The following is a 13,358-nucleotide window of genomic DNA, read 5'->3' as shown; positions in this document are numbered from 1 at the left end:
TGTGTTGCTGAAACTAAATATCTCTCTAAAATATCAAAATCAATAAATAATTATCTCGTCTGCGAACATAAATCCATGTTGTGTGTTCTTCGCATAAATCCTTATATAGCGTGCTTTCTGACCGCTGAGATCAAATCTGAAATCTTTAAAAGTAAGTGTAGCTGTAGTCGTTGGAACATCATTGTTTACACGATCAATCTGCCTGAACTTTTTCCCATCTGCAGAAATTGATACTTCCACAAAAGCCGGCATGTATACACCCGGACCAGTGAGTTGCATAAAGCTTACAGATAAATTATTGAGTGGAATTTCCTGATCCATATCAATGGTTACATCCATCGCTTCGCCATCAAATCCTTGCCACTGGCCATCTCCATAAGTGAGTGAACCACGATAGCCATTTACCAATGTTGCTTCTTTTTGTGCAGGATAGCTTTTGCTATAAGGGAGATTATAGATTACTTTTTTACCAATTGCTTTATGATCATCTATTGGAAGAACGGCTGGCTTTCCCTGTAGCACAGTGTCTTTGAAAATGGCAGCTGTAACCGTGGCAGACCCGGAAACATCGAACGTGCCGGTATACAATTTTGAATGATTCCCAGGTATAGTGCCGTCTAATGTATAACGGATTTGCGGCTGGTATTGCTCTGTGCTGAAAGAAACCGCTGTACGTTTATGCGCATAATCGATGTTGGGATGAATAGTAACATCGTACGAAGGACGATAATAATTTACGTTTAGCCGTTGGAGTAAGAGATAATGTGATTGTAATCTCTTCCTGAAATCATCTATATTTTTATGTACAGTATCTGACCATACCACTTCTGATAATGCCAGCAAACGTGGATAGGTCATGTATTCCAGGTGGGAAGGAATAGGGATGTATTCCGTCCAGATATTAGCTTGTGCACCCAGTACATGTGCAGCTTCAGTAGCATTCAGTTCTTTTGGTACCGGTTCATAACTGTACACTTTATCTACCGGAAGATAACCGCCAATGGCTGCTGGTTGTGTAGCAGGATCTGCCTGATAACTGTCGAAGTAGCAATAGCCGCCAGGTGTCATGATTACGTCGTGGCCTTCTTTTGCAGCAGCAATGCCACCGCTTTCACCACGCCACGACATAACCGTAGCTTCCGGTGCGAGGCCACCCTCAAGGATTTCATCCCAACCCAGGAGTTTACGTTTATGTTTTATAAGAAACTTTTCCATGCGGCGCACACCATAACTCTGTAATCCGTTTTCATCTTTCAGGTTTTCTGTATGAATACGCTGCTGGCATTTGGGGCATGTTTTCCATGCTTTTTTATTTGCCTCGTCACCACCTATATGGATATACGTAGATGGGAAAATATCCATGACTTCTGATAAAACATTTTCCAGAAAAGTAAAAGTACTGTCGTTGCCGAGGCAAAATTCCGAGTTCTTATAAGGTATGCCGGAGCAGGACAGTTGCGGATATACGGCCAGCACTTCTTCCGAATGCCCGGGCATTTCTATTTCAGGAATAACTGTGATGCCACGCTGTGCTGCATATGCAACTATTTCGCGGGCCTCTGCCTGTGTATAATAACCACCATATGCGTTAGGATCACCTTCATGGGAATAACGACGCCCTTTTGCCCACCAATCTTTCCATACTGCGTAGTCGCGCCAGGCTGCTATTTGCGTTAGTGCGGGATAATGTTTTATTTCCAGTCGCCAGCCGGCGCCGTCAGTCAGATGCCAGTGAAAGGTGTTCATCTTGTATAATGCCATCAGGTCTATGAAACGCTTGATATAACTGGCCGGGAAGAAATTCCGCGACACATCCAGGTGTACACCTCTGTAGGAGAAACGGGGATGGTCCGTGATTTCTGCACATGGAAGGGTAGACTGATCCGGTTGCAGGAGTATCAGCTGCAATAAGGTCTGCACCGCATTAAGCGCTCCGGTTTGGGTGCAGGCAGTAATGAATACAGCATGCGGCGTGATCTTAATCTGATAGCCAGCCGAATCCGGCAAAACGGTTTTGTCTACCGGAAGAAATATGAAACACTGTACAGATCTGGTCTTTAGTGGGGAAAATTGCGGTTTGGGCAAATGTGCCGCTTCCGCAAAGAGTGCTGCCACAGGAGTAAACACCGGGGAAGTGTACACTTTACTTTGCGCCGTGATGGCAAAAGTTCCCTGGGTAACCACTATCGAAGAAGGTCTTGGAATTAGATCCAGGTTGCCGGTAGACTGAGCATGGGAAGACATTCCATAACATGCTATAAATAATAATACACTGGCACAACGTTTTAACATACGCACAAAACTTTATTGAATTTACAGGAAGGGCGTGAAAGTAGGGAGTTTTTTGTGAAAAGCAAAAAGCATAAAGCCAACCGGCTTTATGCTTTTTGCAAATTTTATAATCGTTTACCGGATTAGCGGACTACGGTTACTTCTCCTTTGAGTACATTGGATTTACCGCCGGCTACTTTTTTGTAAGAGAGCCACCATACGTAGGTGCCTACATCTACAGGAGTGCCTTTGTATTTACCATCCCATCCTCTGTGGTCATCTGAAGTGATAAAGATTAATTCTCCCCAACGGTTAAAGATGCGCAGTTCATATTCGAACATTTGTCCTCTTACTATTGGTCTGAATACATCATTACGTCCATCGCCATTTGGTGAGAAGGCATTTGGTACCGTTGGTTTTGGTTCACATTGTATAAAGTCTACTGTGATATTATCAGTAGCTGTACCACAATCGTTGAACACAGTTACGGTGTAAGTACCACCATTGGTTACTGTGAGGGTAGGACCTGAAGTCCCATTATCCCAGCGGGCACCTGTTATACCACCGCCTTCTGCGCGCAGTATAAGTGTTTCGCCTTTACACAGCGTGGTATCTCTACCCAGATCTATTTTCGGCAAACCAGTGATATTTACTTTTACACTATCCATGAACACTTGTTGACAGAATCTGTCCATCACCGCCAGTTTGTATTTACCGGCTTGCGTTACTTGTTTAACCGGATTAGGATCACCATCATTCCAGAGGTAAGAGATAGCATCCGGGTTAGTACCGTCTAAGGTAACTGTTGCACCAGGACAAATGTTTTTGTCTGGTCCCAGATCTAATTTGATGGTAGGTTTCATTCTCACATTTACCGTATCTCTCACCACACAATTATCTCTGCTAACTGCTACCCAGTAACCGCCTGGTTTGTTTACAACGATAGAGTTGCTGGTTTCACCTGTTTGCCATTGGATACGGCCACCATTTGAATTAACGGTGAGCATGATAGACTGATCAGGGCAGATCGCTGTATCACGACTCAGGCTGATATCTGGTGGAGGATTCACACTCACTTTGATGGTATCGATAGTGATACATCCTGTCTTCATCACTTTCACCCAGAATTGTTCCTGTGTGCTTACCAGTATGGAAGATGCGGTAGAACCATTGCTCCAGAGGTATTGTGCACCGTCTACATAAGCATCCAGTTTCACGGATTGACCACGACAGATGGTAGTATCAGGGATAGTTACCAGTGGCGTTGGTACCAGACCTACGTGAATGGTGTCAGTAGTTGAACATTGACCGTTGCTTACATTTACCCAGTAAGTACCCGCTGCAGTGATATTGATCCTTTGCGTGGTTGCGCCGGTAGACCATTTGATACTGTAGGCGAAGTTAGCTGCACCTGCATCCAGTACCAGGCTGTTGCCGCCGCAGATAGTGGTATCGTTACCGAGGTTCACTACCGGTTTCTGGATGTATGTCAGGTTGTAAGTCATGGTATCAGAAGAACAACCGGTAACACCATCTGTTATGATGAACGATGCAGATGTAGCACCATTCAGGTTGAACACGTTATTATTTTGTGTCATTGGCAGGCCGGTCACCGCATTAGCAGGTGTTACGCTTACCAACGTATAAGTTGGTATAGAAACGTTACCTACTGCGTGTAAGGCTATGTTCGGCATGTCCGAGCAATTAGCCGGCAGGTTAGCCTCTAATTGTGGTTTAGCGCAAGGCTTTACAATAACACGTTGTGTTACGTCATCAGCTCTGTTACCGCATGCATCCATGATAGACCATCTTCTTACAATCGTATAGCCGTTACAGATATCTTTCACAAACGGATCTTCCGTATAGATAGCTCTTTTCGGGAAGGCAGCATCACAGTTGTCTGTAGCAGTTAATACCGGAGGTGTAGGAATTTTATCCTGGCAGAAGATCACCACATCAGCAGGTGCCGGCATAATTACCGGTCTGGTGGTATCTTTTACGGTCACCACCTGTGTGACGGTGGAGGTATTACCACATGCATCTTTCGCAGTCCATAATCTGATGATGCGATAGTTGCTGGCACATGCACCAGGGATACTTTCTGTATAGATCTTACGGCTCAGTGTAAGGCCGTTACCAATAGTGCTGCAATTATCGCTCACCTTCACATCTGTTGCCGGTGCAGGAATATTATCGCAGCTCACAGTGGTATCTGCAGGAGGTTTCACGGTGAATACCGGTTTAGTGGTATCCTGTACAGTGATGATCTGTTGTATAGATGTATTGTTACCACAGTCATCTGTAGCCGTCCAGGTGCGGATTTCCTGATAGTTACCTGCGCAGCTTCCTGGTAATTTCACTGTTTTAGAGCTGGTGAATACCTGGATATTACTGGTACAGTTATCAGTTGCAGTGATGGTAGTCCATGCCGGTACTTTATCACAGTCTACTACGGTGTCTTTCGGTGTAGGCATGTTGAATACTGGTTTAGTAGTATCCTGTACACTGATGATTTGCTGTACTGCCCTGGCATTACCACATTCATCAAAGGCTGTCCATTTGCGATAGATGAGGTAGTTGCTGGCACAATTGCTGGTATTACGAACGATAGAATCTTTCGGTACCACTGTGATAACACCTGGTGTGCAGTTGTCCTTCGCAGTAAGATTGATTCCTGTTGGTATTTTATCACAATCCACTGTTGTATCTGCAGGAGCTGGCATATCAAATACAGGTGCTGTCATGTCTTTTACAGTGATGACCTGTCTCAATGTAACACCTGTGTTGCAGGCATCTTTTGCCGTCCATGTGCGGATCAGTTGATAGTTATTGCTACAGCTGCCTGGCATATCCTGGCGTACTTCCACAACAGGTACAATGATATCACCTGCGCAATCGTCTTTCGCCGTCAGATCTACTTTAGCAGGTACTTTATCACAATCCACCGTGATATCGGCAGGAGCGGAGGTAGTGAATACCGGCGCTTTTGTATCCCTGATCGTAATGGTTTGCGAAGCAGTTACCATCAATCCGCATCTGTCTTTTGCTGTCCAGGTACGGGTGATAGTAGAGAGACATGCAGAACTAACTACGGTTGCATCATTGTAGGTGATAGTGAGATTTTCATTATTATAAGGTGCGTGACTGAACACCGGTGTACTAAACAGTGTGGTATAATCCTTACCCTGTATACATTCAGTAGTGATAGCAGGAGGTACGGAAGTTACTATTGGGCTTAGTGTAACCACGGTAATCTTAACAGCATTGCTGGTGTTATCGATACATGCACCGGAAGCTACTACTCTTCTGTACCAGGTATTCGCAGTGAGTACAGGCGGCTGATAAGTATCGCCGGTAGCACCGGTAATATTGGTAAATGGTCCGGTAGCACTGGTGGTGCTTTTCTGCCATTGGTAAGTGTAAATACCATTGCCGCCGGTCAATACATTACTACTTATAGCCATTGGCGTTTCAGTAGCACATACTGTTTGATCAGCCGTGATAGTATTACCCAGTATCGGTTTACGGTTAATCAGCGTAACGCTGGAGCTGGTAGCATCGCATACGCCGTTGCTTACCACCCAGGTGAGCTGTGCTGTTTCACCGGCAGGTACTGTTACGATAGCATCTTTTTTATTGATTCCTGCGATGTTGATCAGTGATGCATTGCTGCTGGTAACAACCCAGGTGCCTATTGCACCGGCTACACCAGGATCGCTTGCATGCATATGGAAAGTATCCACATTACAATGTTCGCTGTTGGCTCCTGCATTGGCTTTTACCGGCGATCTGTAGTTGATCAGTGTCACATCATCCCAGGTAGCACTACATACGCCATTGGTAACGGTCCAACGTAAGGTAACAGTATCACCCACGTTCACATTTACACCGGAAGCAGGGTTGTTAATTGATTTGATAACAGCACTTCCTTTGACAATAGACCAGAAGCCTTTTGCACTTGGAACTGATAAAGCATCTGCAGCCATGGTGAAGTCACCGGTAGCATTACACATTTCCTGATCAGGACCTGCATTTGCATCAGCAGCTTTCGCATAATTGATAAGGGTTACAGTGCTGCTGCTGCTTGCGCATGCACCATTTGTAACAGTCCATTTCAATATAACGGTATCGCCTAAAGGAACCGTCACTGCCGTAAGCGGATTATTTGGTTCCTTAATGCTGGCAAGGCTAGGAATGCGGCTTACATCTGTCCATACACCTGTGGCACTTGTAGCTCCCGGTGCGCTGGCGCTCATTTTGAAGTCAGCCGTAGTATTACATTTTTCCTGGTCAGGACCAGCGTTTGCTGTTGTAGCGGTTTTGTAATTGATGATAGTAACTCTGCTGAAAGTGGAGTCACATACACCGTTGCCAATCGCCCATTGTAATACCACTGTATCACCTATTGGAACGGTTACATTGGTAAACGGATCGTTCGGTGATTTAATGGTTGCCTTGCCTGGTATGCGGCTGATGTCTGTCCATATTCCTTTGGCAGTAGCTACACTTGGTGTATTTGCTGCCATTTTGAAATCATCTGTTTTGCCACAGATTTTTTGGTCAGGACCAGCATTGGCTTTATTGGCGGTAGCATAGTTGGTGATTACTACCTTGTCAGCTGTTGCCGCACAAGTACCATTGGTGATGGTCCAGGTGAAGGTTACACTTTGACCGGCAGTTACCGTTACTGTGGTATTAGCCTGATTTGGATTGGTGATGGTTACTCCGGTAGTACCCGCTGGAACTGTCCATGTACCCACTGCTCCGTATTCGGTAGGAGCGTTGCCATTCAATGTGAAGGATGGGTTGTTACAGTTTTCCTGGTCTTTGCCAGCTTTGGCAACAGCAGGGATAGCGTAATTGGTTAAGATTACCTGATCCGAAGTGGCAGCACAAGTACCATTGGAAACGGTCCAGGTAAATGTTATGCTGGTACCAACCGGAATGGAGATGGTTGCTTTAGGATCTGTATTACTTGAAACGGTCATACCTGGAGTGGCAGGGTATGTCCATTTACCAGCCGCGCCTAACTCAGTAGGAGCTTTGGCATTCATGGTAAAGCTGGTGTTATTACAGTTTTTCTGGTCTAATCCGGCATCTGCTTTTGCAGGAACCGCATAGTTGCTTAATGTGATCGTTGCGGAAGTAGCAGCACATTTACCATTTGAAACAGTCCATGTGAATTTCACACTATTACCAACTGGTATAGAGATGGTTGCTTTAGGATCTGTATCACTGGAAACGGTCATGCCCGCAATAACAGGATATGTCCATTTGCCTGCAGCACCTAACTCAGTAGGGGCCTTGGCGTTCATGGTAAAGCTGGTGCTGTTACAGTTTACCTGGTCTTTCCCAGCATCAGCGATTGCCGGAACTGCATAGTTGCTTAATGTAACCGTTGCAGCAGTAGCCGCACATATACCATTTGAAACCGTCCACGTGAATTTCACGCTGTTGCCCACCGGGATAGAGATGGTTGCTTTAGGATCTGTATCACTTGAAACGGTCATACCAGCAATAACAGGGTATGTCCATTTACCGCTCGCGCCTAATTCAGTAGGAGCTTTGGCAGTCATTGTAAAGCTGGTGCTATTACAATTTACCTGATCCTTGCCGGCATCAGCGATTGCTGGAACTGCATAGTTGCTTAATGTGATTGTTGCAGAAGTGGCAGCACATGTACCATTTGAAACCGTCCACGTGAATTTCACGCTATTGCCCACCGGTATAGAGATGGTGGCTTTAGGATCAGTATCACTTGAAACTGTCATGCCTGTTACTACAGGGTATGTCCATTTACCAGCCGCGCCTAACTCAGTAGGAGCCTTGGCGTTCATAATGAAGCCGGTGCTGTTACAGTTTACCTGATTTTTACCGGCATCGGCAATTGCCGGAACCGCATAGTTGCTTAATGTAACCGTTGCAGTAGTAGCGGCACATTTACCGTTGGAAACCGTCCAAGTGAATTTCACGCTGTTGCCCACCGGTATAGAGATGGTTGCTTTAGGATCTGTATCACTTGAAACGGTCATACCAGCAATAACAGGGTATGTCCATTTACCAGACGCGCCTAATTCAGTAGGAGCTTTGGCATTCATTGTAAAGCTGGTGCTATTACAATTTACCTGATCCTTGCCGGCATCGGCAATTGCAGGAATCGCATAGTTGCTTAATGTAACCGTTGCAGCAGTAGCAGCACATGTACCGTTGGAAACCGTCCACGTGAATTTCACGCTATTGCCAACCGGAATAGAGATGGTGGCTTTAGGATCCGTATCACTTGAAACGGTCATACCCACAATAACAGGGTATGTCCATTTACCGCTCGCGCCTAATTCAGTAGGAGCTTTGGCGGTCATGGTAAAGCTGGTGTTATTACAGTTAACCTGGTCTTTGCCGGCATCAGCGATTGCTGGAACCGCATAGTTGCTTAATGTAACTGTTGCAGAAGTGGCAGCACATTTACCATTGGAAACCGTCCATGTGAATGTTACGCTAGTACCAACCGGAATAGAGATGGTTGCTTTAGGATCTGTATCACTTGAAACGGTCATACCTACAATAACAGGGTATGTCCATTTACCGCTCGCGCCTAACTCAGTAGGAGCTTTAGCAGTCATGGTAAAGTTGGTGTTATTACAGTTAACCTGGTCTTTGCCGGCATCAGCATTTGCTGGAACTGCATAGTTGCTTAATGTAACGGTTGCAGCAGTAGCGGCACATTTACCATTGGAAACCGTCCAGGTAAATGTTACACTGGTACCAACCGGAATAGAGATGGTTGCTTTAGGATCTGTATCACTTGAAACGGTCATACCCACAATAACAGGGTATGTCCATTTACCGCTCGCGCCTAACTCAGTAGGAGCTTTGGCGGTCATGGTAAAGTTGGTATTGTTACAGTTTACCTGGTTTTTACCGGCATCAGCGATCGCAGGAACCGCATAGTTGCTTAATGTCACCGTAGCAGAAGTAGCAGCACATGTACCATTGGAAACCGTCCATGTAAACTTCACGCTATTGCCCATCGGAATAGAGATGGTTGCTTTAGGGTCTGTATCACTTGAAACGGTCATACCTACAATAACAGGGTATGTCCATTTACCGCTTGCGCCTAACTCAGTAGGAGCTTTGGCGGTCATGGTAAAGTTGGTGCTGTTACAATTTACCTGGTCTTTGCCGGCATCAGCGATTGCAGGAACCGCATAGTTGCTTAATGTCACCGTTGCAGAAGTGGCCGCACATATACCATTGGAAACCGTCCATGTAAACTTCACGCTAGTACCAACCGGAATAGAGATGGTTGCTTTAGGATCCGTATCACTTGAAACGGTCATACCCACAATAACAGGGTATGTCCATTTACCGCTTGCGCCTAACTCGGTAGGAGCTTTGGCGGTCATGGTAAAGCTGGTATTATTACAGTTTACCTGATCCTTGCCGGCATCAGCACTTGCAGGTACCGCATAGTTGCTCAAGGTCACTTTATCCGAAGTGGCCGCACATATACCATTTGAAACAGTCCAGGTAAATGTTACACTGGTACCTACTGGTATAGAAATAGTTGCTTTAGGATCCGTATCACTTGAAACGGTCATGCCTGGAGTGGCAGGGTATGTCCATTTACCGCTTGCGCCTAACTCGGTAGGAGCTTTGGCAGTCATTGTAAAGCCGGTGCTGTTACAATTTACCTGGTCTTTGCCGGCATCGGCAATTGCCGGAACTGCATAGTTGCTTAATGTAACTGTTGCAGCAGTAGCCGCACATTTACCGTTGGAAACCGTCCAGGTAAATGTTACACTGGTGCCAACCGGGATAGAGATCGTTGCTTTAGGATCCGTATCACTTGAAACGGTCATACCCACAATAACAGGATATGTCCATTTGCCTGAAGCGCCTAACTCAGTAGGAGCTTTGGCGGTCATTGTAAAGCTGGTGTTATTACAGTTTACCTGGTTTTTACCGGCATCAGCGATCGCTGGTACTGCAAAGTTGCTTAATGTAACCGTTGCAGTAGTAGCCGCACATTTACCGTTGGAAACGGTCCAGGTAAATGTTACACTGGTACCAACCGGAATAGAGATCGTTGCTTTAGGATCCGTATCACTTGAAACGGTCATACCGGGAATGGCAGGGTATGTCCATTTACCAGCCGCGCCTAACTCGGTAGGAGCTTTGGCGGTCATGGTAAAGCTGGTATTATTACAGTTTGCCTGGTCTTTACCGGCATCAGCGATTGCCGGAACCGCATAGTTGCTCAATGTCACTGTTGCAGCAGTAGCCGCACATTTACCGTTAGAAACCGTCCATGTGAATGTCACACTGGTACCAACCGGGATAGAGATAGTTGCTTTAGGATCTGTATCACTTGAAACGGTCATGCCAGGAGTGGCAGGGTATGTCCATTTACCGCTTGCGCCTAACTCAGTAGGAGCTTTGGCGGTCATGGTAAAGCTGGTATTGTTACAATTAGCCTGGTCTTTGCCAGCATCAGCGATTGCCGGTACTGCATAGTTGCTCAATGTCACCGTTGCAGCAGTAGCAGCACATTTACCGTTGGAAACGGTCCATGTGAATGTTACACTGGTGCCAACCGGTATAGAGATGGTTGCTTTAGGATCCGTGTCACTTGAAACGGTCATACCTACAATAACAGGGTATGTCCATTTACCGCTCGCGCCTAACTCAGTAGGAGCTTTGGCGGTCATGGTAAAGTTGGTGTTATTACAGTTAACCTGATCCTTGCCGGCATCAGCGATCGCCGGAACCGCATAGTTGCTTAAGGTTACTTTATCCGAAGTGGCAGCACATGTACCATTGGAAACGGTCCAGGTAAATGTTACACTGGTGCCCACTGGAATGGAAATGGTTGCTTTAGGATCTGTATCACTTGAAACGGTCATACCTACAATAGCAGGGTATGTCCATTTACCGCTCGCGCCTAACTCAGTAGGAGCTTTGGCAGTCATGGTAAAGCTGGTGTTATTACAGTTTACCTGATCTTTACCGGCATCAGCACTTGCCGGAACCGCATAGTTGCTTAATGTAACGGTTGCAGCAGTAGCGGCACATTTACCATTGGAAACGGTCCATGTGAATGTTACACTGGTGCCTACCGGAATAGAAATAGTTGCTTTAGGATCTGTATCACTTGAAACAGTCATACCTGGAGTGGCAGGGTATGTCCATTTACCGCTTGCGCCTAACTCGGTAGGAGCTTTGGCGGTCATGGTAAAGCTGGTATTGTTACAGTTAATCTGGTCTTTGCCGGCATCAGCGATTGCTGGAACCGCATAGTTGCTTAATGTAACGGTTGCAGCAGTAGCGGCACATTTACCGTTAGAAACAGTCCAGGTAAATGTTACACTGGTACCTACTGGTATAGAAATAGTTGCTTTAGGATCTGTATCACTTGAAACCGTCATACCCACAATAACAGGGTATGTCCATTTACCGCTTGCGCCTAACTCAGTAGGAGCTTTGGCGGTCATGGTAAAGCTGGTGTTATTACAATTTACCTGGTCTTTGCCTGCATCAGCGATCGCTGGTACTGCATAGTTGCTTAATGTAACTGTTGCAGCAGTAGCGGCACATTTACCGTTGGAAACGGTCCAGGTAAATGTTACACTGGTACCAACCGGAATAGAGATAGTTGCTTTAGGATCCGTATCACTTGAAACCGTCATACCAGTTACTACAGGGTATGTCCATTTGCCTGAAGCGCCTAACTCGGTAGGAGCCTTGGCAGTCATGGTAAAGCTGGTGTTATTACAGTTTACCTGGTTTTTACCGGCATCAGCATTTGCTGGAACTGCATAGTTGCTTAATGTAACGGTTGCAGAGGTAGCCGCACATTTACCATTTGAAACCGTCCATGTGAATGTTACACTGGTACCAACCGGGATAGAGATGGTTGCTTTAGGATCTGTATCACTTGAAACGGTCATACCCACAATAACAGGGTATGTCCATTTACCGCTCGCGCCTAACTCAGTAGGAGCTTTGGCGGTCATAGTAAAGTTGGTATTGTTACAGTTTACCTGGTTTTTACCGGCATCAGCGATCGCAGGAACCGCATAGTTGCTTAATGTCACCGTAGCAGAAGTAGCAGCGCATGTACCATTGGAAACAGTCCATGTAAATGTTACACTGGTACCAACCGGTATAGAGATGGTTGCTTTAGGATCCGTATCACTTGAAACAGTCATACCCACAATAACAGGGTATGTCCATTTACCGCTCGCGCCTAACTCTGTAGGGGCTTTGGCGGTCATGGTAAAGCTGGTGTTATTACAGTTAACCTGGTCTTTGCCGGCATCAGCGATTGCCGGAACCGCATAGTTGCTTAATGTAACTGTTGCAGCAGTAGCGGCACATTTACCATTGGAAACCGTCCAGGTAAATGTTACACTGGTACCAACCGGGATAGAAATAGTTGCTTTAGGATCCGTATCACTTGAAACCGTCATGCCTGGAGTGGCAGGGTATGTCCATTTACCGCTCGCACCTAACTCTGTAGGAGCTTTGGCAGTCATGGTAAAGCTGGTGTTATTACAGTTAACCTGGTTTTTACCGGCATCAGCGATTGCCGGAACTGCATAGTTGCTTAATGTCACCGTTGCAGCAGTAGCGGCACATTTACCATTGGAAACCGTCCATGTGAATGTTACACTGGTACCAACCGGGATAGAGATAGTTGCTTTAGGATCTGTATCACTTGAAACGGTCATGCCTGGAGTGGCAGGGTATGTCCATTTACCGCTCGCGCCTAACTCAGTAGGAGCTTTGGCAGTCATGGTAAAGCTGGTGTTATTACAGTTTACCTGATCCTTGCCGGCATCAGCACTTGCCGGAACCGCATAGTTGCTTAATGTAACTGTTGCAGCAGTAGCGGCACATTTACCATTGGAAACGGTCCATGTGAATGTTACACTGGTGCCTACCGGAATAGAAATAGTTGCTTTAGGATCTGTATCACTTGAAACAGTCATACCTGGAGTGGCAGGGTATGTCCATTTACCGCTTGCGCCTAACTCAGTAGGAGCTTTGGCGGTCATGGTAAAGCTGGTGTTATTACAGTTTGCCTG

At 46.0% G+C, this 13,358-nt stretch carries 2 protein-coding genes; both read right to left on the bottom strand.

What is annotated here, in order from left to right; genetic code table 11:
- Nucleotides 1-39 precede the first annotated feature (39 nt).
- Nucleotides 40-2,292 (bottom strand): glycoside hydrolase family 20 protein, encoded by a 2,253-nt coding sequence (locus tag CLV51_RS24165; protein WP_106530682.1) that lies wholly within the window; start codon nt 2,290-2,292, stop codon nt 40-42.
- A 122-nt stretch (nt 2,293-2,414) separates the two neighbouring features.
- Complete coding sequence (locus CLV51_RS24160) at nt 2,415-13,328, bottom strand: T9SS type B sorting domain-containing protein (RefSeq protein ID WP_211302108.1); 10,914 nt, start codon at nt 13,326-13,328, stop codon at nt 2,415-2,417.
- Between the last annotated feature and the right edge of the window lie 30 nt (nt 13,329-13,358).

It is taken from the genome of Chitinophaga niastensis (assembly GCF_003014755.1).
GTDB classification, from domain to species: domain Bacteria; phylum Bacteroidota; class Bacteroidia; order Chitinophagales; family Chitinophagaceae; genus Chitinophaga; species Chitinophaga niastensis.
The sequence above is the reverse complement of the archived record's forward strand: the minus strand, read 5'-3'. Positions and strand labels throughout refer to the sequence as shown.

Excerpts from the sequence above, each read along its gene's own strand:
- CLV51_RS24160 (WP_211302108.1), bottom strand. The coding sequence starts at position 13,328 with ATGACCGCCAAAGCTCCTACTGAGTTAGGCGCAAGCGGTAAATGGACA.
- CLV51_RS24165 (WP_106530682.1), bottom strand. The coding sequence starts at position 2,292 with ATGTTAAAACGTTGTGCCAGTGTATTATTATTTATAGCATGTTATGGA.